Source organism: Salmonella sp. A29-2, assembly GCF_020150755.1.
Classification (GTDB): Bacteria; Pseudomonadota; Gammaproteobacteria; order Enterobacterales; family Enterobacteriaceae; genus Salmonella; species Salmonella enterica.
In genome coordinates, this window is the sequence record NZ_CP083731.1 from 3,898,296 (window position 1) to 3,924,965 (window position 26,670).

Annotated in this window: 21 protein-coding genes; 7 read left to right on the top strand and 14 right to left on the bottom strand. The window is 52.8% G+C overall.

The window, feature by feature from the left end; genetic code table 11:
- Positions 1–3: 3 nt before the first annotated feature.
- The 4 genes from oadA (at position 4) to K8W53_RS18950 (ending at position 5,532) form a co-directional block, all read left to right on the top strand.
- Positions 4–1,776 (top strand): sodium-extruding oxaloacetate decarboxylase subunit alpha, encoded by a 1,773-nt coding sequence (gene oadA / locus K8W53_RS18935; protein WP_080220493.1) that lies wholly within the window; start codon positions 4–6, stop codon positions 1,774–1,776.
- Between the two features lie 12 nt (positions 1,777–1,788).
- Positions 1,789–3,090 (top strand): oxalacetate decarboxylase subunit beta, encoded by a 1,302-nt coding sequence (locus tag K8W53_RS18940; protein ID WP_023202944.1) that lies wholly within the window; start codon positions 1,789–1,791, stop codon positions 3,088–3,090.
- Positions 3,091–3,224: 134 nt separating this feature from the next.
- Complete coding sequence (locus K8W53_RS18945; RefSeq protein ID WP_023166950.1) at positions 3,225–4,844, top strand: sensor histidine kinase; 1,620 nt, start codon at positions 3,225–3,227, stop codon at positions 4,842–4,844.
- A gap of 1 nt (position 4,845) precedes the next feature.
- A complete protein-coding gene (locus K8W53_RS18950) occupies positions 4,846–5,532 on the top strand; it encodes a response regulator (RefSeq protein WP_000377411.1) in 687 nt (228 codons plus the stop codon).
- 21 nt (positions 5,533–5,553) lie between these two features.
- Here K8W53_RS18950 and rihC read toward each other — a convergent pair whose 3' ends face one another.
- The 8 genes from rihC to K8W53_RS18990 all read right to left on the bottom strand — a co-directional run bounded on the left by rihC (position 5,554) and on the right by K8W53_RS18990 (position 14,010).
- On the bottom strand, positions 5,554–6,474 hold the full coding sequence (rihC, locus tag K8W53_RS18955) for a ribonucleoside hydrolase RihC (protein ID WP_023224148.1): 921 nt from the start codon (positions 6,472–6,474) through the stop codon (positions 5,554–5,556).
- A 15-nt stretch (positions 6,475–6,489) separates the two neighbouring features.
- Positions 6,490–7,692, bottom strand: coding sequence for an XAC2610-related protein (locus K8W53_RS18960; protein ID WP_023224147.1), 1,203 nt, complete (start codon positions 7,690–7,692; stop codon positions 6,490–6,492).
- Between the two features lie 199 nt (positions 7,693–7,891).
- Positions 7,892–8,842 (bottom strand): 4-hydroxy-3-methylbut-2-enyl diphosphate reductase, encoded by a 951-nt coding sequence (gene ispH, locus K8W53_RS18965; RefSeq protein ID WP_001166428.1) that lies wholly within the window; start codon positions 8,840–8,842, stop codon positions 7,892–7,894.
- Positions 8,843–8,844: 2 nt separating this feature from the next.
- Positions 8,845–9,294 (bottom strand): FKBP-type peptidyl-prolyl cis-trans isomerase, encoded by a 450-nt coding sequence (fkpB, locus tag K8W53_RS18970; RefSeq protein ID WP_000047269.1) that lies wholly within the window; start codon positions 9,292–9,294, stop codon positions 8,845–8,847.
- Between the two features lie 154 nt (positions 9,295–9,448).
- Positions 9,449–9,949: a signal peptidase II gene (gene lspA / locus K8W53_RS18975; RefSeq protein WP_000042736.1), complete on the bottom strand. Its 501-nt coding sequence runs from the start codon at positions 9,947–9,949 to the stop codon at positions 9,449–9,451.
- The gene (gene ileS / locus K8W53_RS18980; protein WP_023224146.1) at positions 9,949–12,804 is read right to left on the bottom strand and encodes an isoleucine--tRNA ligase; all 2,856 of its coding nucleotides are present in this window, start codon (positions 12,802–12,804) and stop codon (positions 9,949–9,951) included. Before ileS ends, lspA begins: the two co-directional genes overlap by 1 nt.
- 44 nt (positions 12,805–12,848) lie before the next feature.
- Positions 12,849–13,787 (bottom strand): bifunctional riboflavin kinase/FAD synthetase, encoded by a 939-nt coding sequence (gene ribF, locus K8W53_RS18985; protein ID WP_000767311.1) that lies wholly within the window; start codon positions 13,785–13,787, stop codon positions 12,849–12,851.
- Positions 13,788–13,794: 7 nt separating this feature from the next.
- Positions 13,795–14,010 carry a DUF2575 family protein gene (locus K8W53_RS18990; RefSeq protein WP_001726890.1) on the bottom strand — a complete coding sequence of 72 codons (216 nt, stop codon included), beginning with the start codon at positions 14,008–14,010 and terminating at the stop codon, positions 13,795–13,797.
- 105 nt (positions 14,011–14,115) lie between these two features.
- On the opposite strand from K8W53_RS18990, the gene rpsT reads away from it, so the two are divergent.
- From rpsT to K8W53_RS19005, 3 genes are all read left to right on the top strand, one after another.
- On the top strand, positions 14,116–14,379 hold the full coding sequence (gene rpsT / locus K8W53_RS18995; protein WP_001518655.1) for a 30S ribosomal protein S20: 264 nt from the start codon (positions 14,116–14,118) through the stop codon (positions 14,377–14,379).
- Between the two features lie 455 nt (positions 14,380–14,834).
- A complete protein-coding gene (locus tag K8W53_RS19000; protein ID WP_161399809.1) occupies positions 14,835–16,199 on the top strand; it encodes an MFS transporter in 1,365 nt (454 codons plus the stop codon).
- A gap of 39 nt (positions 16,200–16,238) precedes the next feature.
- Positions 16,239–18,278: a TIM-barrel domain-containing protein gene (locus K8W53_RS19005; RefSeq protein WP_023224145.1), complete on the top strand. Its 2,040-nt coding sequence runs from the start codon at positions 16,239–16,241 to the stop codon at positions 18,276–18,278.
- A 54-nt stretch (positions 18,279–18,332) separates the two neighbouring features.
- On the opposite strand, the gene nhaR is transcribed toward K8W53_RS19005, so the two are convergent.
- The 6 genes from nhaR to K8W53_RS19035 all read right to left on the bottom strand — a co-directional run bounded on the left by nhaR (position 18,333) and on the right by K8W53_RS19035 (position 26,519).
- Entirely contained in the window at positions 18,333–19,232 is a 900-nt protein-coding gene (nhaR, locus tag K8W53_RS19010; protein ID WP_000062872.1) for a transcriptional activator NhaR, read from the bottom strand.
- Positions 19,233–19,293: 61 nt separating this feature from the next.
- Complete coding sequence (nhaA, locus tag K8W53_RS19015; RefSeq protein ID WP_000681340.1) at positions 19,294–20,460, bottom strand: Na+/H+ antiporter NhaA; 1,167 nt, start codon at positions 20,458–20,460, stop codon at positions 19,294–19,296.
- Between the two features lie 162 nt (positions 20,461–20,622).
- A complete protein-coding gene (locus tag K8W53_RS19020; protein ID WP_023224144.1) occupies positions 20,623–22,338 on the bottom strand; it encodes an aryl-sulfate sulfotransferase in 1,716 nt (571 codons plus the stop codon).
- Between the two features lie 126 nt (positions 22,339–22,464).
- The gene (locus K8W53_RS19025) at positions 22,465–23,718 is read right to left on the bottom strand and encodes a hypothetical protein (protein WP_001055829.1); all 1,254 of its coding nucleotides are present in this window, start codon (positions 23,716–23,718) and stop codon (positions 22,465–22,467) included.
- Positions 23,719–23,736: 18 nt separating this feature from the next.
- Entirely contained in the window at positions 23,737–24,927 is a 1,191-nt protein-coding gene (locus tag K8W53_RS19030) for an anaerobic sulfatase maturase (protein WP_000971150.1), read from the bottom strand.
- A gap of 98 nt (positions 24,928–25,025) precedes the next feature.
- Entirely contained in the window at positions 25,026–26,519 is a 1,494-nt protein-coding gene (locus K8W53_RS19035) for a sulfatase (protein WP_000831886.1), read from the bottom strand.
- Positions 26,520–26,670 lie beyond the last annotated feature (151 nt).

The window sequence follows — 26,670 nt, forward strand, 5'->3', positions numbered from 1 at the left end:
TCCATGACTATTGCCATTACCGATGTCGTCCTGCGCGACGCTCACCAGTCCCTGTTCGCCACCCGTCTGCGTCTTGATGATATGCTGCCCATTGCCGCCGCGCTCGATGACGTGGGCTACGGCTCCCTCGAATGCTGGGGCGGCGCCACCTTTGACGCCTGTATCCGTTTTCTCGGCGAAGACCCGTGGCTACGCCTGCGCGAACTCAAAAAAGCCATGCCGAAAACCCCGCTGCAGATGCTGCTGCGCGGCCAGAACCTGCTCGGTTATCGCCACTATGCCGATGACGTGGTGGAGCGCTTCGTTGAGCGGGCGGTGAAAAACGGCATGGACGTGTTCCGCGTCTTCGATGCCATGAACGACCCGCGCAATATGAAAGCCGCATTACAGGCGGTGCGCAGCCACGGCGCGCACGCCCAGGGGACCCTGAGTTACACCACCAGCCCGGCGCACACGCTGCAGACCTGGCTGGATTTAACGGAGCAACTGCTGGAAACCGGCGTCGACTCGATTGCCATCAAGGATATGTCCGGCATTCTCACGCCGATGGCGGCGTATGAGCTGGTCAGCGAAATCAAAAAACGTTTTGAGGTGCGCCTGCACCTGCACTGTCACGCCACCACCGGGATGGCGGAGATGGCCCTGCTGAAGGCTATCGAGGCGGGCGTCGACGGCGTGGACACGGCGATTTCGTCCATGAGCGCCACCTACGGCCACCCGGCCACCGAAGCGCTGGTGGCGACGTTGGCAGGTACTGAGCACGACACCGGGCTGGATATCCTGAAGCTGGAGAGCATCGCGGCGTACTTCCGCGAGGTGCGCAAAAAATACCACGCCTTTGAAGGCCAGCTGAGAGGCTACGACAGCCGTATTCTGGTGGCCCAGGTACCGGGCGGAATGCTCACTAACCTCGAAAGCCAGCTGAAGCAGCAGAACGCGGCGGACAAACTCGACCAGGTGCTGGCGGAAATCCCCCGCGTGCGCGAGGACCTCGGCTTTATCCCGCTGGTCACCCCCACCTCGCAGATTGTCGGCACTCAGGCGGTGCTCAACGTGCTGACGGGCGAACGCTACAAGACCATTGCCAAAGAAACGGCGGGCATTCTGAAGGGCGAATACGGCCACACGCCGGTACCGGTTAACGCGGCGTTACAGGCCCGCGTGCTGGACGGCGCGGAAGCCATCACCTGCCGCCCGGCGGACCTGCTGAAACCGGAACTGGCTGAACTGGAAGCGGACGTCAGGCGCCAGGCGCAGGAGAAGGGCATCCAGCTTGCGGGAAACGCCATTGACGACGTCCTCACCGTGGCGCTGTTCCCGCAGATTGGTCTCAAATTCCTTGAGAACCGCCACAACCCGGCGGCGTTTGAGCCACTGCCGCAGGCGGAAGCCGCGCAGCCGGTGGCAAAAGCAGAGAAGCCTGCCGCCTCCGGTATCTACACCGTCGAAGTGGAAGGCAAAGCCTTTGTGGTGAAGGTCAGCGACGGCGGCGATATCAGCCAGCTGACGGCGGCTTCGCCTGCGCCGGTTCAGGCGGCATCCCCGGCTGCTCCGGCAGGCGCCGGCACCCCGGTCACCGCGCCGCTGGCGGGCAACATCTGGAAGGTGATTGCCACCGAGGGCCAGAGCGTGGCCGAAGGCGATGTGCTGCTGATTCTGGAAGCCATGAAGATGGAAACCGAAATCCGCGCCGCACAGGCCGGTACGGTACGCGGTATCGCGGTGAAGTCCGGGGACGCGGTTTCCGTGGGCGACACCCTGATGACGCTGGCGTAACGGAGAGGACGAATGGAAAGTCTGAACGCCCTGCTTCAGGGCATGGGGCTGATGCACCTTGGCGCAGGCCAGGCCATCATGCTGCTGGTGAGCCTGCTGCTGCTGTGGCTGGCGATTGCGAAAAAGTTCGAACCGTTACTGTTGCTGCCGATTGGCTTCGGCGGGCTGCTCTCCAACATCCCGGAAGCGGGCATGGCGCTGACCGCGCTGGAAAGCCTGCTGGCGCATCACGACGCCGGGCAGCTGGCGGTGATTGCCGCGAAGCTTAACTGCGCGCCGGACGTGCACGCCATTAAAGAGGCATTAGCGCTGGCGCTGCCGTCGGTGCAGGGCCAGATGGAGAACCTGGCGGTGGACATGGGCTACACGCCGGGGGTGCTGGCGCTGTTCTATAAAGTGGCGATTGGCTCCGGCGTCGCGCCGCTGGTCATCTTCATGGGCGTCGGCGCGATGACCGACTTTGGCCCGCTGCTGGCGAATCCGCGCACCCTGCTGCTCGGCGCGGCGGCGCAGTTCGGTATCTTCGCCACGGTGCTGGGGGCGCTGACGCTGAATTACTTCGGCCTGATTGCCTTCACCCTGCCGCAGGCGGCGGCGATAGGCATCATCGGCGGCGCGGACGGCCCGACGGCGATTTATCTGTCGGGCAAGCTGGCGCCGGAGCTGCTGGGGGCCATCGCGGTGGCGGCGTACTCGTATATGGCGCTGGTGCCGTTAATCCAGCCGCCGATTATGAAGGCGCTGACCACGGAGACGGAGCGGAAAATCCGCATGGTGCAGCTGCGCACCGTCAGCAAGCGGGAAAAAATCCTCTTTCCGGTGGTGCTGTTACTACTGGTGGCGCTGCTGCTGCCGGACGCCGCGCCGCTGCTGGGGATGTTCTGCTTTGGCAATCTGATGCGTGAAAGCGGCGTGGTGGAGCGTCTGAGCGACACGGTACAGAACGGGCTGATTAATATCGTCACCATCTTCCTCGGGCTGTCGGTGGGCGCGAAGCTGGTCGCGGACAAGTTCCTGCAGCCGCAGACGCTGGGCATTCTGCTGCTGGGGGTGATTGCCTTTGGTATCGGGACTGCCGCCGGGGTGCTGATGGCGAAGCTGATGAACCTGTGCAGTAAGAACAAAATCAACCCGCTTATCGGTTCGGCGGGGGTGTCGGCAGTGCCGATGGCGGCACGCGTATCGAACAAAGTGGGGCTGGAATCGGACCCGCAGAACTTCCTGCTGATGCACGCGATGGGGCCGAACGTGGCGGGGGTTATCGGTTCGGCCATTGCGGCGGGCGTGATGCTGAAGTACGTGCTGGCGATGTAATAGTGGATGGGATACGCATGTCGTATCCCATTTTCATCCAAATTTTTTCTGAAAGAAAAGTAAGTATGAACTGGTTCAGGTTCCGGTGATGCCGAATGCAAGAAAATACCGTAATTAAATATCTAACTACCAATATGTTTATACGGGAAATTACACACTGGTTTGCCAGACGCTCGTTTCAAAACCGGATATTTCTACTGATCCTGTTTACATCCACCATCGTGATGCTGGCAATCACCTGGTATCTGACCGATATCACGAAAGAGCGCCTGCATTATCAGGTGGGCCAACGTGCGCTTATTCAGGCAATGCAAATATCCGCTATGCCAGAATTAGTTGAAGCCGTAGAGGCGCATGATTTGTCACGCATCAAAGCGCTGATTGACCCAATGCGCTCGTTTTCGGATGCGACTTACATTACCGTTGGCAACGAAAAAGGTCAGCGACTGTATCACGTCAACCCGGATGAGATCGGCAAATATATGGAGGGCGGCGATAGCGACGACGCGCTGTATAACGCTAAAAGCTACGTATCGGTGCGCAAAGGTTCATTAGGCTCTTCCCTACGTGGTAAATCCCCGATTCAGGACAGTACCGGTAAAGTCATTGGTATTGTTTCCGTCGGCTATACTCTGGAACAGTTGGATAGCTGGCTTAACTTACAAATCAGCTCGTTGCTGTTCCCGATGGCGTTACTGCTGCTGGTGCTGTTGTACTGCGCCCGCCGCTTCTCGCTGCATATTAAAAAGCAGATGCTTAACATGGAGCCGCAGCAGCTTTCACAACTATTAATTCAGCAAAGCGTGTTGTTTGAGTCGGTATTTGAAGGGTTGATCGCCATTGACTCCCATCACCGTATTACCGCCATTAACCAAACGGCTCGCCGCTTACTGAATCTGAGCCAACCGGAGTCTGAACTCATTGGCTATGCAATCCACCATATCGTGTTGCCGGAGGCCTTCTTTTACGATGCGCCGCAAAAAAACAAAAAAGATGAGATCGTCACCTTTAACCAAATGAAAGTCATCGCCAGTCGCATGGCGGTCATTATTGACAACCAGCCTCAGGGCTGGGTTATTAGCTTTCGCAACAAAGACGATATCAATACACTCAGCCTGCAGTTAAGTCAGGTGCGGCAATACGCCGATAACCTGCGCGCCGTGCAGCATGAGCATCGCAACCTTATTTCCACCATTGCCGGACTGCTGTTCCTGAAGCGCTACGATAATGCGCTGGCGCTGATTCAGCAGCAGTCGGAAAGCCACCAGAAAGTACTCGATTTTATTTCCCATAATTTCCGCGACCACCACCTTGCGGGGCTATTAATCGGTAAATATTATCGGGCAAAAGAGCTGGGGCTGGAGCTGATTTTCGATCCTTCAAGCTTTGTTGAACACCTGCCGTCATCGCTCTCGCATAATGAATGGATTTCGATTGTTGGCAATTTATTGGACAACGCCTATAACGCTACCCTGCTCAATAGTGAAGGCTCGCGACAGATTGAGTGCCTGATCAATAGCGAAGGTAATGAAGTCATTATTGAAGTTGCCGATCAGGGATGTGGTATTGACGAAAATATCCGCCAGCATATTTTCGAGCGTGGAGTGACCACCCACAACAACGGCGATCACGGAATTGGATTATGGTTGGTGCACAGCTACGTCAAGCAGGCCAATGGTGACATTATCGTCGATAACAATAATCCTTTTGGCACCATTTTTACCCTCTATATCCCTTTTACCAGAGAAGAATAACATGGATAGCATTACGACACTCATCGTTGAAGACGAACCGATGCTAGCGGAAATCCTGGTGGACACCATCAAGCTTTTTCCCCAGTTTTCAATCATCGGCATCGCAGACAAACTGGAAAGTGCAAAGAAGCAAATACGCCTCTATCAACCACAGTTAATTCTATTGGATAATTTTTTACCCGATGGCAAAGGGATCGATTTAATTCGTCATACCATCAGCGCCAACTACACGGGGCGAATTATTTTCATTACCGCCGACAATCATATGGATACCATCAGCGATGCCTTACGCATGGGCGTATTCGATTATCTGATTAAGCCGGTACATTATCAGCGCCTGCAGCATACCCTGGAGCGGTTCACCCGTTACCGCAGTTCGTTACGTTCCAGTGAGCAGGCAAACCAGACGCACGTTGATGCCTTATTTAATATCCAGGCCAAAGAACAAACCGCAGAACCGAATAGCGGACTGCGGGGAATTGATGAAAACACCTTCAACCGGGTACGACAAATATTCGCCGACCCGCAGGCAGTACATACAGCAGACACTCTGGCGCAAATTCTGGGCAGCAGTAAAACCACTGCCCGACGCTATCTGGAACAAGGCGTGAAAAATAACTTTCTCGAAGCGGAGATCAGCTACGGGAAAGTGGGCAGGCCGGAGAGACTCTATCGCGGCAAAGTATGAGATTATGGCGCCAACATGTAATTACGGCGCACAGGCAAACACCTCTGCCACCCACTGACGAAAACCGTCCACATCCAGCGCCAGCGCCACCTGCGCGTTGGCGGGCTGCCCAAGACGCCCTTCAATATCTACCACCGTGGTACCGGCGGTATATTGCCCCTGCGTTTCTACGGCCACAAAACAGGATTGCAGGGTAAAAAGCTCCGGACGCACCAGCCAGGCGATCGCGCAGAGATCGTGCATCCGGACGCCAGTGCGCATACTACCACTGCGATAATGGTTGAACAGGCTGTGCAACATCTTACCGGTGCGATTCAGCGCAGGCAGTTTATTCAGAAAATCTGGCGAGAGCATTGCCTGATTCGTGACGTCCAGCCCACACATCACAATCTCAATGCCGCTACGAAATACGTGGGCGGCGGCTTCCGGATCGACAGCAATGTTAAATTCAGCATTAGGCGTAAAATTGCCGCGCCCTGCGGAACCGCCCATCAACACCAGACGGCGAATGTTACACGCACACTCCGGATAGTGCATCAGTAGCAACGCAATATTGGTCAATGGCCCAATCGCCACTAATGTCATGGGCTCCGGGGCGTTCATCAGCACATCCCGGATAGCGATAAACGCAGGCTTCGCCAACGGTTGGCGCTGATGGTCGACAAAATCATAGCCTTCCATACCGGATTCGCCGTGGACGTATGCCGCATCGCGTAACGGACGCAGCAGCGGCGTCGCGGCCCCTTGTGCAAGTGGCACATCGGCGTCCCAGAAATGCAGAAGCTGCAACGCATTACGGGTGGTTTTTTCGACCGAAACGTTGCCGGCAACGGTGGTCATCAGTTGAAGATCCAGCTCGGGGGCGAACAGCGCAGCGGCAATCGCAGCCGCGTCATCAATGCCCGGATCGGTATCAAGAATAATGTGTAGGGATGCTGTCATTAACGCTCTCCTGACCTATTGTTTTATATCTTCATACTCAGCGCGACTGATACAGGTATCAGGCACATCGTCATCCGTCACCAGACGCGGACTTAGCTTATTACCTTCGACAAACGGAACTAATGGGCAAAAACGCCCTGGCGATGCTTTGTTTTCCTGCCACTGAATCTCAAGCGATTCGGGCTCAGCGCCGGGTTTTTCTGCCTGAATCACGGTACGAACATTACCGATTAGCCAAAAAGGTTGACACGTCCCATCAAGGCTAAGAGGCGGCGTCAAATGACCATTTTTACGTACTAGCGGATAAATAATACGCCCATCAGCGTAGGAAGGTATCATGTAGCAGTTATACATTTTGCCTTTACTGATCACAGGCTGAAAGTAGCTTTCACCGCGATCGATCAGTTCAATCGTTTTTCCTTTCCAGCGATACACATTGACGCCATGACTGCAGCAACCGCCGCGCCAATAGCTGACAATCTGTTTATGTTCAGCATCGATCTCTGGTGAAGTGATTTCCTGATAAGACGCTGGCGCATCAACATAACGCTGTTTGGCGGGGTCATAGAGCCATGTTTGTACTGGAGCATCCGGCCCTGCAAGTAGCTCTGTGACAATCGACAGATCCGGGTAGCCATCAAAATTGACATCCCCCCATTGAGGCATAAACGGGCTACAAGTGCCCACCGAGGCGGTATCTAAGGTCTGTATGAGTTTACCATCACGGTATAATTTTATCGCCGAAATGGCCGGCGTATTGCCGCAATCAACCTCTTTGGAAGGGTCGTAACCCCCTGCATCATTCGTGTTCGTGACCAGCACAATATCAGGGGAGTTTTTAGGTTTGAGGTAGATAAGGGCAACAGGAAAATGTCGTTTTTTATCTGCGGACGTCCATTCGCCTTTAATCTCACTGCTGGAGATTTCCGCATTCCAGTAACCCGAAAGCGCCTTTACGCGTTCTTCAAGATGCACCTCTTTATCCTGGAGTGAGCCGCGTAGAACAATCGCTGCCTTGTGCTGATTGCAAGGTTCATAACAGTAATACCCATAAAGCGTGTTACCAAATCGCGTGATATTAACGTTTACCGGTTTCCCCGCGATAGTTCCGGTATAGTTTCGCTCCCAGGCGGGTAGCTCCAGCACCGTGGCGCTTGTTGCGTCCATCCAAAAGCCGATGGCGAGTAACGTTGCCAATCCATATTTTATTTTGCCCATTTCCCTTATCCCTGTAGGCATTACAACCCAAAAACCAGCAACGATTGTGCTGGTTTTTCAGATGAATAGCAAAAAGGTGGGGCATTAGCACCGGATGACGACTACGCCTTATTTTTCCTGTCGCACATTGAATATCAAAAGAAATCCTTAAGATCTGGTCAGCGTAGCGTCATCGGGCAGATTTCTGAATTGTGAAATCTTATTCGACTTCACGAACATCCACACGCAGCTCTTTCGGCACTTCGAAAACAATATTTTCTTCGCGCCCCTCAAGCGTGACGGCTTCGCCGCCGCCAAACTCGCGCAGACGCGCAATAACATTCTGCACCAGAATATCCGGCGCGGAAGCGCCAGCGGTGACGCCGACGCAGGCGGCTTCTTTCACCCACGCCTCCTGGATATCCGCCGCATCGTCGATAAGAAACGCGGTTCTTCCCATCCGTTGGGCCAGTTCCGCCAATCGGTTAGAGTTAGAAGAGTTTTTCGAGCCGACCACCAGCACCACGTCAGCCTGCTCCGCCAGCGCCCGCACCGCTTCCTGACGATTAGTAGTGGCATAGCAAATATCGTCTTTGCGCGGGCCGACGATTTTCGGAAAGCGTTTACGCAGCGCATCAATCACATCGGACGTATCGTCCACGGAAAGCGTGGTTTGCGTCATGAAGGAGAGCTTGCCTTCATTTTTGACATTCAGCGTCCAGACGTCCTCTGGCGACTCAACCAGGTACATCCCCCCTTCCGGGTTGCTGTACTGACCCATGGTGCCTTCCACTTCCGGGTGCCCGGCGTGGCCGATGAGAATAGATTCTTCACCGCGACGGCTGGCGCGCGCCACTTCCATATGGACTTTCGTCACCAGCGGGCAGGTGGCGTCAAAAACGGTAAGATCGCGGCTTTTCGCCTCGTTACGCACCGCCTGGGAAACCCCATGAGCGGAGAAAATCAGAATGGCGCCATCCGGCACTTCGCTAATTTGCTCTATAAAGATCGCCCCGCGCTGGCGCAGGCTGTCCACTACATAGCGGTTATGCACGACTTCGTGCCGAACGTAAATTGGCGCGCCGTAAATGGCGAGCGCATTTTCAACAATGCTGATAGCGCGGTCTACCCCGGCGCAAAAACCGCGTGGGTTGGCCAACAGGATCTGCATGTTTATGCCTCCAGCGCCGGATCGATTTCCAGCACTTCAATATCAAAGTGAACGGTATGCCCGGCCAGCGGATGGTTAAAATCAACGGTAATCGAGTCGCCGTTGATTTCGCGAATCACGCCTGGCATTTCGCTGCCATCCATTGCGGTAAAAAGCATAATCGCCCCGACTTCCGGTTCGCCCGCCGCCATAAACTCACGGCGCGAGAAATACTGGATCAAGTCCGGACTGGGGACGCCAAACGCGGCGTCAGGCTCCAGCGAAAACGCTTTCTTTTCCCCTTCTTTCAACCCCAGAAGCTGCTGCTCCAGACCTTCGGAAAGCGAGGTATCGCCAAGACGGAACAGGGCTGGCTTGCCGTTATTGCGGGTAGATTCCGCCGTTGAGCCATCATCCAGTTTCAGGGTGAAGTGAACGAGGATCGCGCTGTTGCTCTGTACGGATTTAGACATGCAAATTGCTCACGTGTTTTGCCCGGAGGCACAAAGAACGATAAAACCGTAGGCCGGATAAGGCGTTTTCACCGCCATCCGGCACCACGTTTGCCTGATGGCGCTGCGCTTATCAGGCCTACAAAACCGGATAAGCGCCACCCGGTATTTACGCTTATGCCTGTTCTTTCGCTGTCGGCTTCGGCAAAAAGCCTTCCAGTACAATCAGCGCCGCGCCGATACAGATCGCGCTATCGGCAAGGTTGAACGTCGCGAAATGCCAGTCGCCGACGTAAAAATCGATCATATCGACAACGAAGCCGTGCCACAGGCGGTCGAACAGGTTACCCAGCGCGCCGCCGATGATTAACGCATAAGCGATGTTATTCAGCTTCTGCGTCGCTTTCGAGCGATACATCATCACCAAAAGAATTACGCAGATCCCTATCGCAATCCCGGCAAAGAACCAGCGCTGCCAGCCGCCGCTATCCGCCAGGAAGCTAAAAGCCGCGCCGTAGTTACGCGCATAATGCAGATTAAGCGACGGAAACAGCCCTACCGTATCCCCCAGAGCGAAATTCTGGAGGATCAGGTATTTGCTGCCCAAATCGATAATCAGCACGACTACTACCAGCCATAGCCAGCGTAGTCCTGTTGAACAGAGTGGTTTACTCATCAGGCAAATTTACGTTGTTCGCCATTACCGGCGATGTTGCTGACACAGCGTCCGCAGATATCTGCATGTTCCGCCACCTTGCCGACATCAGTAGTGTAGTGCCAGCAGCGCGGACACTTATCACCCTCGGCTTTAGAAACTACCGGATTCACAGGAACAATATTCATACCCTTTTTGAACTCGGATAATAGTTCTTCTTCCTCAAGCTGTTTGCTGGTTCCTGGCTGAGGGGCAATCTCAAATTGAGACGTAATAAAGATAAAACGAAGCTCATTTTCGAGAGTTCTCAGCTTTTCAATAAAGTCAGCGGCATCTTCATCGTATTCAAGTAATACCTTAGCTTCAAGAGAAGAACGGATACCATTACCTTTTTCTGCTTCAAGCGCTCGATTTACTGCTCCTTTAACAAAAAGGACTTTATCCCAGAAGCTGTTATCAAGAACCTCTTCATCCTTAAGGCCAAACAACCCGTCGTACCATTCGCCGGTGAAGACATATTTTTCACGCTCGCCCGGCAGGTAGCCCCAGATTTCATCAGCCGTGAAGGACATGATCGGCGCCATCCAGCGAACCAGCGCCTCTGCGATATGATACAGCGCAGTCTGGCAGCTACGACGCGCGACGCTATCGGCCTTCGCGGTGTACTGGCGGTCTTTGATGATGTCGAGGTAGAACGAACCCATTTCAACGGAGCAGAAGCGCATCAGGCGCTGTACCACTTCATGGAAGTCGTAAGCTTCGTATGCCTTCAGAATCTCTTGCTGCGCCGTTTTCGCGCAGCCCACCGCCCACCTGTCCAGCACCACCATCTCTTCCGGTTTGACCATATCGGTGGCCGGATTGAAGCCATTGAGGTTCGCCAGCAGGAAGCGCGCGGTATTACGGATACGACGATAGCTGTCGGCAGCGCGTTTGAGGATTTCGTCAGAGACCGCCATTTCGCCGGTATAGTCAGTAGACGCCACCCACAGACGCAGGATATCCGCGCCCAGTTTATTCATCACATCCTGCGGCGACACGGTGTTACCGATGGATTTGGACATCTTGCGCCCCTGACCATCGACGGTGAAGCCGTGAGTCAGTACCTGGCGGTATGGCGCTTTGCCTTTCATCGCCACGCTAATCATCAGGGAGGACATAAACCAGCCGCGATGCTGGTCAGAGCCTTCCAGATACATATCGGCCGCATGACCGGCGAATTCCGGACGTGCATCAACCACGGAGTAACTGGTGGAACCGGAATCAAACCAAACGTCCAACGTATCCGGAACTTTCTCGTATTGATCAGCATCTTCGCCGAGGATCTCTTTCGGGTCGAGATCCCACCACGCCTGGATACCGTCAACTTCGACGCGTTTCGCTACCTCTTCCATCGCCGCCAGAGTACGCTCAATCGGCAGCAGCTCCTGCGTTTCTTTATGCACGAACAGCGACATCGGTACGCCCCAGGTACGCTGACGTGAGATACACCAGTCAGGACGGTTAGCGACCATTGATTCAATACGCGCCTGACCCCAGTCCGGGATCCACTGAACGCCTTTGATCTCTTTCAGGGACTGTTGACGAAGCCCTTCTTTATCCATGCTGACGAACCACTGCGGGGTCGCGCGGAAAATGATCGGCGTTTTGTGACGCCAACAGCACGGATAGCTGTGCTGCATTTTTTCGACATGCAGTAGCGCGCCTTTTTCTTTCAGCAGTTCAATAACGATATCGTTCGCCTTGAAGACGTTAACACCGTCAAGCGTTGGATATGTGCCTGGCAGGTAAGTGCCGTCCGGGCCAACCGGGTTAGCGGTTTCCAGGCCATACTTTTGACCGATCACGTAGTCATCCGGGCCGTGACCAGGGGCGGTATGTACCGCGCCGGTACCGGCGTCCAGGGTGACGTGATCGCCGAGGATCGCCGGCACGTCAAAGCCCATAAACGGATGGGTAAAGCGCAGCAGTTCCAGCTCCGCGCCTTTAACGGTGCCGAGAATGGTGTATTCAGCCGCGCCAATACGCTGCATGACGCTTTCAACCAGATCTTTCGCCAGAATCACCGCCTGGCCGTCAATCTGCACCAGCGCATAATCAAAGTCCGGCGCCAGGGAGATGGCGCGGTTAGCCGGCAGAGTCCACGGCGTGGTGGTCCAGATGACCAACGAGATCGGGCCGCTCACGCCCGGCAAACCAAACTTCGCTTTCACCGCATCCTGATCGACGGCGCGGAACGCCACGTCGATAGACGGTGACGTTTTGTCGTAATATTCAACTTCCGCTTCCGCCAGCGCGGAACGGCAGTCAACGCACCAGTGCACCGGCTTAGCGCCTTTGTGCAGATGACCGTTTTTGATAATTCTGCCCAGCGCGCGGATGATGTTGGCTTCGGTTTTGAAGTCCATGGTCAGGTACGGATGCGACCAGTCGCCCAACACGCCCAGACGAATGAAGTCTTTACGCTGGCCGTCAACCTGCGTAGCGGCATATTCGCGGCACTTGGCGCGGAATTCAGCGGCAGTAAATTTCTCGCCCGGCTTACCGAACTCCTGCTCGACTTTCAGCTCGATAGGCAGACCGTGACAGTCCCAGCCCGGCACGTAAGGCGAGTCAAATCCCGACAGTCCTTTGGACTTCACGATAATGTCTTTCAGAATCTTGTTAACTGAGTGACCAATATGAATGCTGCCATTCGCATATGGAGGGCCATCATGCAGAATGAATGTTTTTTTGCCTTTTTTGGCCGCACGAATGATGCCGTACAGATCATCATCGGTCCAACGCGCCAGCATTCCCGGTTCACGCTTGGCGAGGTCGCCGCGCATCGGGAACCCTGTTTCCGGCAAATTCAGGGTCGATTTATAGTCACTCATCAGATTCTCGGTTCCGTATTTCGGTTTGATAAACACCGTCAGGGTTACACCTGCCCGGCTAGCCCAAAAAACTTGCGGGCCGTTAACTCATCGCGTGCGATTTGCGCTTTTAGCTCATCAAGCGACGCAAATCGCTGCTCATTACGTATCTTTTTACGCAGTATTACATCTATATGGCGACCGTAGAGGTCCATTACAACGTCCAGCAGATGCACTTCCAGTTGTTGACGCACGCCAGCCACCGTTGGACGAGTGCCAATGTTCGCTACGCCGGGTAACGGCTTATCGCCAAGCCCGGTGACTTCCACCGCATAGACCCCTTTGACCGGGGAGACCTGACGGCGCAGCGGTAAGTTCGCCGTCGGGAAGCCAATGGTACGTCCCAGCTCGTCGCCATGAACGACACGCCCGGAAATAGTAAAGGGATGTCCCAGCAGGCTTTCGGCAAGCGCCAGGTTATCCTCCGCCAGCGCCTGTCTCACTGCGGTACTACTGATACGCACGCCGCCTTCACAAAAGGTTTGGGTGCTGGAAACCGCAAAACCATACTCCGCCCCCGCCTTCTGTAATAACAAGAAATCGCCCGCGCGGCTAGCACCAAAGCGGAAATCATCGCCGACGGCAAGAAATTGCACGCCAAGTCGCTCCACCAGCAGTTCGCTGATAAACGTTTGCGCCGTCAAAGCGGCAAAGCGGCGATCGAATTTCACGCACAGCACATAGTCCACGCCGCACTGCGCAAGGTAATGCAGTTTTTCACGCAGGCGCGTCAGGCGGGCGGGCGCTTTATCCGTCGCGAACAGCTCCAGCGGCTGCGGTTCGAAAATCATGACCACCACCGGCAGACCGCGTCTGCGTCCTTCTTCCTGCAAACCCTGCAGTAGAGCGCGATGCCCCCGATGTACGCCGTCGAAATTACCAATGGTCAGCACACACCCATGCGGGGCCTGACTGAGATTATGTATGCCGCGTATCAGCTTCATGTCTGACTCAAAACAGTGAAAATCGCAAGAGTATACCTTGTACAGCGGTCAAGGTTAACCGACTATTGCCCTGATGAAACATAAAGAAGATGCTTTTCATCGCCATGCGGCAAACTCCGCCCCAAAACCCGCCGCTTAATGCAATTTTTCTCATGGAAAGGCTGTATTCACAGCACGCAAGCTGGTAGAATCCTGCGCCATCACTACGCAACGAGTGCTGCAATTTAAACGGCGCTTATTTGCACAAATCCATTGACAAAAGAAGGCTAAAAGGGCATATTCCTCGGCCTTTGAATTGTCCATATAGAACACATTTGGGAGTTGGACCTTGGCTAATATCAAATCAGCTAAGAAGCGCGCCGTTCAGTCTGAAAAGGCTCGTAAGCACAACGCAAGCCGTCGCTCTATGATGCGTACTTTCATCAAGAAAGTATACGCAGCTATCGAAGCTGGCGACAAAGCTGCTGCACTGAAAGCATTTAACGAAATGCAACCGATCGTGGACCGTCAGGCTGCTAAAGGTCTGATCCACAAAAACAAAGCTGCACGTCATAAAGCTAACCTGACTGCACAGATCAACAAACTGGCTTAATCGCCTGCTTGTTATCAGCTTTGTAGAAAAACCCGCGTAAAGCGGGTTTTTTTATGGCTGCTATCTGCCGTTTTGCTCGTCAACCGCTGGCGCTGACCTCACTCGTTCACGCTCTTCCTGACCAGCCTATTTTTTCAGCTCCCCCTCCCTTAGTCACGTAATACTTGAAAGTTATTTTCTTTCACTGTTTTCCTTTTCTTATTTCATTACTGAAAAAACTGTGACCACCTTAGCAAATAAAAACATCGCTCATTCAAAAACTAATAAACGCAATCCTGATGTAAGATTTAATAATTGATTGATGCCGTCGGGTTAACTACTTTTCATGTACACCTTACTTACTCATTTTAATCTGAGGTTAAATTCAGAAACGACATAAAAATAATATTCAAAACTTGCTTAGAAAGTAGAGGTTGTTTTTCTGGGCGTATCGTACCAATATCGGAGTTATCATTATGAGTTCTGTCATTGAGGATACCCAGCCTTCCGGGTCAGCATCATTGTCTTTACTACAGCGTATTAGCTACGGCTCTTTGGATGTGGCGGGTAATCTGCTGTACTCAACGTACATTTTATATTTCTACACAGACGTTGCGGGCATTAGCCTTGCCGTAGCAGGCGTTATCCTGCTGCTGGCGCGTATTATCGATGGCATAGACGCCCCCATATGGGGGATCATCATCGATAAAACGCGTTCACGCTACGGTAAATGTCGTCCCTGGTTTTTATGGTTACCGCTGCCTTTTGCGGTATTCAGCGCGCTGTCATTTTGGTCTCCTGATATCAGTATGACAGGAAAAGCCATCTATGCAGCAATATCTTATATGATTGCCAGCATTCTATTTACCGGACTTAATACACCACTCAGTGCAATATTACCCCTGATGACCTTATCTCCCAAGGAAAGACTGGTTTTAAATTCCTGGCGAATGACCGGTGGGCAAATTGGGGTTTTATTAATGAACGCGACCGCCTTGCCGTTAGTCGCTTTTTTAGGTAACGGTGATGATCACGCTGGTTTTATTTATACGGCAATTACGTTTGCCATTATATCCTGCGCGCTAACGCTCTTTGCGTTTAAAAACATTCGTGAAATGGATACGGATAAAATACAGCATGAACCTAAGTTGCCGATGAAAAAAAGTTTCGCGGCGATGAAAGGTAACTGGCCGTGGATCCTGATGGTGCTGGCTAATCTGATCTTCTGGATTGCCCTACAGCAGCGCAACACGACCATTGTCTATTATCTGACCTACAACCTCGACCGTAAAGATCTGGTACCGCTGATTAACAGCCTGGCGACGATTCAGATCCTGTTTATCATCGCTATCCCCTTCTTTAGCAAATACCTGGCTAAAACCTGGATATGGGTAGGCGGTCTGCTGGTCGCCACGTTTGGCGGCGTCATGATGTGGCTGGCAGCGGACAACATTACTTTCCTCATCGCCGCCTGGATACTCGGCAATATCGGCAGCGGTATCGCCTGCTCAATGCCGTTTGCCATGCTGGGCTTCGCCGTCGATTTCGGCGCCTGGAAGACCGGTATTAAGGCTACCGGCATTCTTATCGCCTTCGGCAGCACCTTCTGCATCAAGATGGGTAGTGGCCTCGGCACCGCTTTCGCCGCCTGGATCATGAACAGTTTTGGCTATGTCCCCAACCATGCCCAGAGTGCTGCGGGTCTGGAGGGAATTATCTGGGCCTTTATCTGGGCACCCGCCCTACTCTTCGCACTCGCAGCGATCCCACTACTTTTCTTTCGCAAATACGAAGCGATGGAAGAGAAGATTCGCCACGATCTGGAAACCATCAACTCATAACGTTCTTTACCTTCACCCTCGAATATGGGAGGCACCACCATGCCATTTATGCAACAAGACCCGCGTCGTCTGGTCTGGCAGCAAAACGATCGCTATTTATGGATTGAACCCTGGGGCGAGAACAGCCTGCGCGTACGCAGCGGCCGTCATCTGCCGGTAATGAGAAATGAAGACTGGGCATTGACTGAGCCAGTCGCAGAAAGCCAGTGCCACATTGATTATGAGCACCACCAGGCAACGCTGACCAACGGCAAAATTATCGCTATCGTCAATCAAAAAGGACAAGTTACCTTTTACCGCCATCCACACAAACCCCTGTTGCAGGAGTTCTGGCGCCTGCGGGGCGAAATTGGCGAGGATGAATCATCTCACGGCCAGTACGTTAGCGCACTCAACCTTGAGGGACGCGAGTTCCGCCCTATTCAGGGTGGGAAATATTCACTGAAAGCCCGCTTCGAAGCCACCGAAGGGGAAAAAATTTATGGCATGGGGCAGTATCAACAGGCCAACCTGGATCTCAAAGGATGCGTGCTTGAGCTGGCGCAACGTAACTCCCAGGCCTCAGTACCGTTTATGCTCTCCAGTCTGGGCTACGGATTTTTATGGAACAACCCGGCAGTCGGACGCGTAACCTTTGCCCAAAACGTTACCGAATGGGAAGCGCAGGTCAGCGAACAGCTGGACTACTGGATCACGGCTGGCGATACCCCGGCAGAAATTAGTCGGGCTTACGCGCTGGCTACCGGCACACCGCCGATGATGCCGGACTACGCCATGGGCTTCTGGCAGTGCAAACTCCGTTATCGTACGCAGGAAGAGCTGCTGGAGGTCGCCCGCGAATATAAGCGCCGCAATCTGCCTATCTCAGTGATCGTAATCGACTTCTTTCACTGGCCGAATCAGGGTGACTGGATGTTCGATGCGCGCGACTGGCCCGATCCTGACGCCATGATTGCCGAGCTGAAATCGCTGGGAATTGAGCTGATGGTCTCCGTCTGGCCGACGGTGGATAACCGTACCGAAAGCTATCGGGAGATGCGCGAAAACGGCTGGCTGGTACAAACGGAACGTGGCTTGCCGATCAATATGGATTTCCTCGGCAATACCACTTACTTTGATGCGACTCATCCGGGCGCGCGCGACTACGTCTGGGGCAAAGCCAAACGCAACTATTACGATAAAGGCGTGAAGTTATTCTGGTTAGATGAAGCCGAACCTGAGTTCAGCGTTTACGACTACGACAACTATCGCTACCATGCCGGGCCGGTACTGGAAGTGGGCAATATCTACCCACGTATGTACGCTAAAACCTTTTTTGACGGCATGAAAGCCGATGGCGAAGACCAGGTTATCAACCTGCTACGCTGCGCCTGGGCCGGCAGTCAGAAGTTCGGCGCACTGGTCTGGTCAGGGGATATTCACTCCTCGTTTAGATCGCTACGCAACCAGTTTGCCGCCGGACTCAATATGGGAATCGCGGGGATACCGTGGTGGACGACGGATATCGGCGGTTTTCATGGCGGTAATATTCACGACCCGAAATTCCATGAATTGCTGATTCGCTGGTTCCAGTGGGGCGTCTTTAGCCCGGTGATGCGTCTGCACGGCAACCGCGATCCGCAGATTTTACCCGCACAACCGTATCGGGATGGTATCGCCCAGTGCCCTACAGGTGCGCCGAACGAGGTCTGGAGCTACGGTGAGGAAGTATGCGAGGTACTGACAGGTTGCCTGGCGTTGCGAGAAAAACTCAAGCCCTATATCAAAGCGCTGATGGAGGAAACCCATAAGCACAATACGCCAGTGATGCGCCCCCTGTTCTTTGAATTCCCCGAACAGGAAACAAGTTGGGCAATCACCGACCAGTATTGTTTTGGTCCTGACCTGCTGATCGCCCCCGTCATGCATGAAGGTATGCGCGAGCGTGATGTCTGGCTACCAGAAGGGGAAACATGGACGGATCTTGCGACCGGTGAAAGCTATTCAGGAGGGCAGACGCTGCATTACGCTACGCCACTGAACAGAATTCCGGTGTTTATCCGCGAAGGTGGGCAGTACCGTAGCCTTCTGAACTTGTAGAATGATTCCGGCTGCGGGTTAATACCGCAGCCGGAAGTATTACGGTAGGTACGTCTACTGTAGTTTAAACAATGCCGAGTAGTCCGCATTGCAAATACGCTGCACCGCCGGATGCTGGATCATTCTCTCGGCAAAAATCGCATGATATTCTTCCATGACATTCTCCACGCGTCCAATCTCTATTACCGACTCATCGGCATAAAAATCCAGCGAATAAAGGCTCGGCGCCACAAAAATCGCATCGTGCGTCGCGCCAAACGCCTTCATTAAGGCCGCGTCATCAAATTCACCGAGGATCTCAACCTGCAACCCCTGCGAATTAAACCAGTTCAACAACTTACGCCCCAGCATTGAGCGCCGTCCCGGCACCAGCAACCGTCGCTCTTCCAGGCAGGCAGGGAACGCTTTTTCAGGAAGCGGATTCGTACACCAGAAACTGACGCTGCATTCGCCGATTTTGACTGAGAATAGCCCCTCCTGCTGCGTGGAATCTATCGGGCAGTCGGAGATAATCATATCCAGCTTGTGCTGGCTGAGCTGTTCGAGCAACATTTCGTGCGTCGACTCGAAGCAACGCAGATGTATGGGTTCGTCTACCACCACCGCCGCATCCAGAACGCTGCTGACCAGACGCTTGGATAAAGCATCGGCGACGCCGACATCAAACAACAGGTTTGATTCTTTGCGGTAATTGACGATATCCAGCATCTCCTGGCTTAGCGTAAACATTTTGTCCGCATAGCGAAAAACCAGCTCGCCCAGTTCGCTGGGCTCAAGACCGCGTCCCTTACGTTTAAATAGCTTCCCCTGTAAACGCTCTTCCAGGGCTTTAATTTGACCAGTAATGGTTTGCGGCGTCAGAAAAAGCGCCTCTGCGGCACCCACGACAGAACCTTCTTTATAGACATGCCAGAAGTAATAAAGATGGTTGTAGTTAATATGAGACATGCTCATTCCTCTCCCTGTTCAATGTCGCAAGGGAGCGATACATCGCTCCCCCTTTCCTTCGTACTGGTTATGCCGGCGCGTTCAAACGCGCGCGCAACCAGCTATACCCCACCACTGCGGAGAGCAATGAACCAATCAAAATGCCCAATTTCGCCCAGTTAATAAGTTCCGGATCGACATTGCCAAATGCCAGGCTGGCGATAAAGATGGACATCGTAAAGCCAATGCCACACAAAATGCCGACCGCCATGATTTGCTGATAAGTGGTCCCCTGCGGCAGATGCGCCAGCTTGAAACGCAGCGCCAGCCAGCAAAACAGGCTAATCCCCAGCGGCTTACCAATCAGCAGACCGGCAATAATTCCCAACGGCAGCATGGAGGTCAGACCGTCAATCGTGACGCCCTGAAGAGAAACGCCGGCATTCGCAAAAGCGAAGAGCGGCAGGATCAGGTACGCGACCCACGGGTGCAGAACATGCTCCAGACGCTTGGCCGGCGAGCGACCGTGTTTTTCTTTCAGCGGAATAAAGAAACCGACAATGACGCCTGCCAGCGTCGCGTGAACGCCGGACTTCAGTACCGCCGTCCACAGCACTGCCCCGACCAGAATATATACCCCTGTCCGTCTGACGCCGCACAGGTTCAGCAGCGCCAGCACGGCAATCGCGAACGCCGCCACGCCCAGCGAGACGATAGAAAGATCGCTGGTATAAAACAGTGCGATAATAACGATGGCGCCGAGATCATCGATGATCGCCAGCGCCATCAGGAATATTTTCAGCGCCAGCGGAACCCGGCTGCCCAACAGCGCCAACACGCCCAGCGCAAAGGCGATATCCGTCGCGGCAGGAATAGCCCAGCCCTCGCGAGTGACCGGATCGGAGTAGTTAAAGGCCAGATAGAGCAATGCCGGTACAATCATCCCGCCGATGGCGGCAATCACCGGAAAAGCAGCCTGGCGCAGACTGGCTAACGAGCCTTGCATCAGTTCGCGCTTAACTTCCAGGCCAATCAACAGGAAAAACACGGCCATCAGCGCATCGTTGATCCACAGCAGCATGTTTTTGTTGATTTCAAGCGCCCCAACCCGTAGCTGAACCGGCGTCTCCAGAAAATCATGATACCATCCACTGGTCGCGCCCATATTGGCCATCAGCATAGCCAGCGCAGCGGCGATGATGAGAATGATGCCCCCAGAGGCATCGCTGCTAAAAAATCGGTGCAGATGTTTCACTTTTTATTCTCTCAATCAGGTGAATTCTTCGAATCTACTATCTTACCTCGCCTGACTCATCGTTAAAATTAGATTATATATGATGAATAGCTCGTTTTTTACGAAATGAAGTCCGACTTACGCCGGACTTTTTTAGTGCAGTCAGTCATTGATGATAGACCGCTACGCGTACAGATCCATTTTATACACCCGGAAACTGGTAATATCGTAGCGATAGCCTTCCCCGTTCGTTTCCGCGTTTTTGTAGTAACCTGACGTCATGGTCGCTTCAAAAAGCACGGTTTTCTCCGTAGGCGCAATCTCCTGTAAAATTAGCAGCCCCATCGCCTCGCTGCCCGCCTGCGGATCGATAATATCGCTCTCGCCAGGCTGGCAAGAGATGGCGCGGCCATTTTCATCAAACGTGCAGTCGGCAAAATGCACCACAATATTGCCATTCTGCTGGATCGCTTTCGCGCTAACGCAGCTACTGTAGCCACGCGCGCCCAGCTCCTTGCCGTATTCAAATGGCCGCATAACGGTCATCTCATTCATATTCACCACGAAATGGACAATGCGGCTGTAGTTATCCGGCGGTAACAGGCTTTTGCTGTCATCACGTGAACGGTAGTTACCGTTATCAAATACCATAAACTCCACTATACCCGGCGTATTATTGGCGATTTCAACGACGTTATGCTGGCCCCACGTCCAAAAGTCACGGTCGGCCGCGTCGATATCCTCCTGTTTGCTAAAGTCGTAAAGCGCCACACCCTCACTGTCGACCGGGGTTAAAAGATAAGGCTGATAAGCGTCGTCCCAGTCTTCATGCGTTGACAAAATAAAGCGTAGCGCTTGCGTTTGCAGATCGACGCCAAACACCGCGCTCTGATGACGCCCTGACGCAATTAACAACTGATTCGTCTCATTCACGTAGCTCTGGTTTATGTGCAGCCAGTCTTTAACCGTCGGGTCTTCTCCCGGCGCCGTACCTGAAGGACGGGAAACCCGCGTCGTATCCAGCACCTTCGCCATATCGTAGTAAGCGGTCTCCAGCCCGGTAGTCAGATCGACAACCGATACGCCGTCTTCATTGGTTTTCAAATCGTCGGGCCGACCCGAGGTATATTCAGAGGGCGCAACAATGGTATTGCTGTCCCACGGCCAGATAGAATGGTGAAATTGATTATCGAGATTATAGAATGTGTGAAGACGCCCCATCATGTCGAACTCATACATATCCAGATAGGTATTTTTCGCTTCTGAAGTAGTGAGGAAATGGCCATTATCAATTCGAACAAAATTATAAGACGGATAATCCTGAGTAACGTACCAGCGCACCAGACCATTCTGATCTAATGCGTAATTATAGCGATCGAAATGCGTAATAAAATAAAACCCTGGCGCCATCTTGTCCGCATCGGTAGCAGGTTGCGTCACGTTGATAATCGGAAAACCTAATACGACTTCCGCGGAATCTACCGGCGGTAGCGGCTGTGTGGTGAGTGTATAGACGGCAAGCGGCGTATCTGCCTGAGAAAAGACAATACGGTTTTCAGTCTCCGCTACCAGCCCCAGAACCGGCAACAGATTTGCGCCTGGCGTAAGGGTGTAAAGATGTTCTACCGGCATCGCCGTTTTTGCCGCATCCTGGACCGTGACTATGATCTCAGCCGGTTCCAGACTCCAGACGCCGGCATAAGCGCTTAAAGGCGCCGTGCCGTAAGGGTCTAACAACATCAGCGCATTTTCTACCGTATTCTCTTGCGTGACCTGCGCAAGGCAATTTTCATAAATAGCAGTATGGTTAAGCACCATTTCATTATTGATATCGATACCCTGATTAATCGCCGGACGCGGCGCAGGAAGGACAACAGACGTTGCAGTTAACGTATTCATGATAAATCTCCAGTGTATTAATCTCATCGCCCCTCATGGGGACCACGAAAATTAATACTCTGGATTTTTAAGCCGTCCGAATAAAATACCGCAACAACACCTCATCACACTTTTTATTTTAGCAATTCAGTTACGTGAAGCGTTATATTCAAATTTTAGGTAATCCAGTACGGCAACAACATTGCCAGGAGACATCCGGTTAAGATGCGGCAGGAAGGGATGGTTGTGAACATAGCGAATAAACGCCGTCGCGCTATTTAACGTTGCATGGCGTAACAAACTCACCTTTTTATTTCCTGTGAGATTGCATACCGCCATCGCATAATCCCGTGTGGAAAATGTACGCCAGACGTTGTTGCGAATTCCGCCGCTCAAAAACAACCGCGGAGGGAGATCGCGCTTGGGCGGCGTAACGCCTCTTTCACGCACAAACGAAATATGGCAGCGACCCTGACGAAGATAGCTAAAATTCGCCATCATACAGCCGCCCAGAATGAAGCATTCGTGATCGAGATAATGCTGGACATTCAGGGAGCGCTCATCCGTCAACGCCTGAACCAACTCAAAATGTCGATAAGCAGGTAATACGGGTTTTACTAACATCCCCGGATCGTTTTTATATAAAATGGCGGGGCCGTAATCCACATCAAATAATACATTGCGGCGCATGGTCAGCGCCTCTTTTCGCTGCACCAGATGCGCCAGCGTGCCGGACGGGAGTCGTTCTTCGTAATCAGAATGATATTGATAATCCGCTTCCACCGGTTGTGCGGAGTAATTCGTTGAGATCGCGACGACCTTACCGCTCTCTTCTTCCGCCGTCACCAACACGTATAAGCTGCTGTCGCCGCCGTTAAATTTCACGCGAAACGCCCGCGTGCTCATAGCGATGTCAAACGCGGGAAACACAAAATCGCGTTCCGCTTGATTAGCGCGACGGGACAGTTTTTGTAATTCGCGGCTAAAACCCGTGCTGTCTATCGCCAGCGCCGCGCGTATTTCAACTAGCGACGCTCCTTCGCCAATCAACGTGGCAAGGTTCTCTTGTCTGGCGTCGCTTCTGATAGCGGTATAGGAGATGAACGTTTTATTACACTGGCGGCAATACATACGCCGTTCACCTTTAGTGGAAAATCCATATTTTTTCAGCGACGTCCCGCCACAATGCGGACAGGACTTCACCAGACCTTTCCAGGGTTGATTCGCCGCCTGGCGAAAAAGATTAAGCGATCTGGCTGAGATAATGGGGAACAAAAAACCGCACGCTCGACAGAGAACATTTTTCCCTTGCGGTAGATAGTCTGGACTCCCCAGAATCCCCAGATTTTTGCAGCCTGGCGTCTTGCAAGCATCGACATTAATGTGAGAAAACATATTCACTCCCTGCGAATACTACCTTCAAACAAATATTGACTTTATTTCTGCAGGTGAGATGCCTTTTTCATACAGGGTTCGCATGGCACTCATCGCCGTCGCGGTATGCGAGAAAAAAGCCTGATAACCTGCACACAGATAGTTATGATTGGTTGCGCCTGACGCGGAGGGTAAAAAACGATGTTTCGGACAGCCGCCATAGCAGGCGAACTTCCATTGACAGCGATGGCACTCCTGCGCCATTGAATGCTGTTTATCGCTGCCGAACTGGCGATTTTGTTCGCCCTGATTCATTTGACGCAGCGTCTTCTGGTGGATATTCCCCAGTTTAAATTGCGGATATACGAAGTGATCGCAGTTATAAACATCGCCGTTCATTTCCATCGCAAACGCGCTGCCGCAGGTGGGAGCAAAAACGCAAACCTGCGGCGGCAGGCCGCACCAGGCCGCCAGCGTCTGTTCAAATAGCTGGATGCCGATATCGCCGATATCCTCACGGATCCAGACATCAAATACCGCATTCAGAAACTGACCAAATTGCAGGCTATCGACCGACCACGGCGTCATCGCGATATGTTTATCCTGCGGCTGCGCCAGCCCATTTTCCCCACAGCGTTCAACTAAAGGGATAAATTGCATATAGCGGCTACCAATGCTTTTCAGGTAGCGATAGACCTGAACAGGATGGTGCATATTGGTACGGTTAACCACCGTGAGGGTATTAAATTCCACGTCGTGCTGCGCCAGACAACGCACCGCATTTTCTACTTTTTCATGCGTCGGCTTTCCGGAGCGCGTCACTCGCCATTCATCGTGTAACGCGGCATCGCCATCAATAGAGACGCCAACCAGAAAATCATGCTCCCGGAAGAAGGTCGCCCAGTCGTCGTTGATCAGGATGCCGTTAGTCTGGAAGGTATTGACGATGGTTTTGCCGCCACAATAGCGCTGCTGAAATTCAACGGCTTTACGATAAAACGGGATGCCCATTAATGTGGGTTCCCCGCCCTGCCATGCAAAAATGACCTCATCAATATCCTGTGCGGCAATCTGCTGCCTGATGAAGAGTTCGAGGGTCTCTTCCGACATTTTGTAATGGTTTTTTCGATCCGGATAGAGCTTTTCTTTCTCCAGATAAAAACAGTACTTGCAGTCAAGGTTACACACCGATCCGGTTGGTTTAACCATGACCTGACAACTTTTCCCAAACATCATTACCTTCCCTGAAATAAAAGAACCTGATCCGGCACAGAGTGACCGGATCAGGTGGGCATCGCCCTAAGTGGCATACTTAATTTTTTATAATTATTCCATTAGCCCCAGGTGACAGGCGTCGGCTTATCGCCACGGGCTTTCATCAGCGAATCGTTATCAATATCCTTTTTATACTTCAGGAACTTACCGTAAAGCTGTTTCTCAATCTGCGGCTGTTTACCAATTTGATTGAGCGTCTCGAAACGATCGGTTTTCAGGTTATAGAGATATTTAGGTTTATTCTGGCGATCGATGATCATCTTCCAGTCGCCGTCGCGGATCGCCCACTCATCCGTCGGATCATCCTGGAACGGCATATCGATACCGAAGATCAGCGGTTTCTGGCGTTTTAAAGTCTTGTCCTTCAGGAGCGGAACTAAAGACTGACCGTCGTAGGTACGATCGGTCGGAAGTTTAAAGTCCATCATGTTGGCCAGCGTCGGCAACCAGTCAAGACCATATACCGGCGTGTCCGTTACCATCCCCTGTGGAATGTGCTTGCCGTATTTGATGATTGCCGGTACGCGAATGCCGCCTTCCCACAGGTTGTCTTTACGCCCGCGCAGACCGTCGGTTTCCCCGGCCAGGTTCAGCTCGTATACCTTACGCGCTTCACGCGTGACAGGGCCGTTGTCGCTGGTAAAGATGACGATGGTGTTATCTTCCTCGCCCATCGCCTTAATTTTATCCAGCACTTTACCGACCTGCTCATCCATGTAGCTGATATTGGCGTAATATTCGCCAGTGCCGCGCCACGGTTTGTCTGCCCAGTCGCCGTAGAACAGATCCGGATGCTGCTTCTGGTAGTCGGTCATGTACTGCGAATACATATCAAGGTATTTTTTCGGCGACGCCAGCGGGCTATGGACTTCGGTAAAGGCGACATATAAGAAGAACGGATTATCGTCTTTCTTATTATCCAGCCAGTTCACCACTTCAGAGCTCACAAACTCGCCGCTCATCTTATCTGCGCGGCCAATATGTTGGCCATTACGAATCCACCCCGTAGGATGCACCACGCCATAGCGCGGGCGCTCCTTGGCGTTGTCCAGCGTAGCATCGGTGACAAATCCCGCCGGATTAACCAACGTATAGTCAAAGCCCATGTCTTTCGCCTGCGGCTGATCGGTGCGATCGCCGCCCGCATTCAGGTGTAATTTCCCCATCATCGCCGTATCGTAGCCCTGCTGTTTTAGCAGATTGGCGATAGTCAGTTCATTACGCCCCAGCGCAACATCTTTGCCTTCCGGTATCCAGGAACGGATTCCGGTACGGAACGGCATACGGCCGGTTAACAGGCCCGCGCGGGAAGGAGAACACAGAGGCGCTGGCGCATAATAGTCGGTAAACTTCACCCCCTCCTGCGCCAATTTGTCTATGTTAGGTGTTTTAACGATGCGGTGCCCGTAGGTGGCGAGATCGCCATACCCTAAATCATCCGCCAGAATAATGACTAAGTTAGGACGCTTTGCGGTTGCCGCTTGCGCGGTTGATAATACGCTTCCAGCGCATAGCGCCAACCCTATCATACTGGCAACGACTGTTCTTTTCATTTCAACTCCTTTGAGTTATCGCACGGTCTGATTACGATATATTTGCCGATAGACCCGGCTGCGGAATACAGCCTGAATTAATTGCACTATATATATTCGATTTGTCTTATATTTCTTCCATTAACATCATTTTATCGTAGAAAATTATTCA

What these genes read in the sequence shown, in the direction of transcription:
- K8W53_RS18945 (WP_023166950.1), top strand. Translation starts at nt 3,225, where the DNA reads ATGTTTATACGGGAAATTACACACTGGTTTGCCAGACGCTCGTTTCAA.
- K8W53_RS19020 (WP_023224144.1), bottom strand. Translation starts at nt 22,338, where the DNA reads ATGAATACGTTAACTGCAACGTCTGTTGTCCTTCCTGCGCCGCGTCCG.
- nhaR (WP_000062872.1), bottom strand. Translation starts at nt 19,232, where the DNA reads ATGAGCATGTCTCATATTAACTACAACCATCTTTATTACTTCTGGCAT.
- K8W53_RS18940 (WP_023202944.1), top strand. Translation starts at nt 1,789, where the DNA reads ATGGAAAGTCTGAACGCCCTGCTTCAGGGCATGGGGCTGATGCACCTT.
- K8W53_RS19030 (WP_000971150.1), bottom strand. Translation starts at nt 24,927, where the DNA reads ATGATGTTTGGGAAAAGTTGTCAGGTCATGGTTAAACCAACCGGATCG.
- lspA (WP_000042736.1), bottom strand. Translation starts at nt 9,949, where the DNA reads ATGAGTAAACCACTCTGTTCAACAGGACTACGCTGGCTATGGCTGGTA.
- K8W53_RS19005 (WP_023224145.1), top strand. Translation starts at nt 16,239, where the DNA reads ATGCCATTTATGCAACAAGACCCGCGTCGTCTGGTCTGGCAGCAAAAC.
- K8W53_RS19000 (WP_161399809.1), top strand. Translation starts at nt 14,835, where the DNA reads ATGAGTTCTGTCATTGAGGATACCCAGCCTTCCGGGTCAGCATCATTG.
- K8W53_RS18950 (WP_000377411.1), top strand. Translation starts at nt 4,846, where the DNA reads ATGGATAGCATTACGACACTCATCGTTGAAGACGAACCGATGCTAGCG.
- K8W53_RS18960 (WP_023224147.1), bottom strand. Translation starts at nt 7,692, where the DNA reads ATGGGCAAAATAAAATATGGATTGGCAACGTTACTCGCCATCGGCTTT.
- K8W53_RS19035 (WP_000831886.1), bottom strand. Translation starts at nt 26,519, where the DNA reads ATGAAAAGAACAGTCGTTGCCAGTATGATAGGGTTGGCGCTATGCGCT.
- ileS (WP_023224146.1), bottom strand. Translation starts at nt 12,804, where the DNA reads ATGAGTGACTATAAATCGACCCTGAATTTGCCGGAAACAGGGTTCCCG.
- ribF (WP_000767311.1), bottom strand. Translation starts at nt 13,787, where the DNA reads ATGAAGCTGATACGCGGCATACATAATCTCAGTCAGGCCCCGCATGGG.
- oadA (WP_080220493.1), top strand. Translation starts at nt 4, where the DNA reads ATGACTATTGCCATTACCGATGTCGTCCTGCGCGACGCTCACCAGTCC.
- rihC (WP_023224148.1), bottom strand. Translation starts at nt 6,474, where the DNA reads ATGACAGCATCCCTACACATTATTCTTGATACCGATCCGGGCATTGAT.
- fkpB (WP_000047269.1), bottom strand. Translation starts at nt 9,294, where the DNA reads ATGTCTAAATCCGTACAGAGCAACAGCGCGATCCTCGTTCACTTCACC.
- ispH (WP_001166428.1), bottom strand. Translation starts at nt 8,842, where the DNA reads ATGCAGATCCTGTTGGCCAACCCACGCGGTTTTTGCGCCGGGGTAGAC.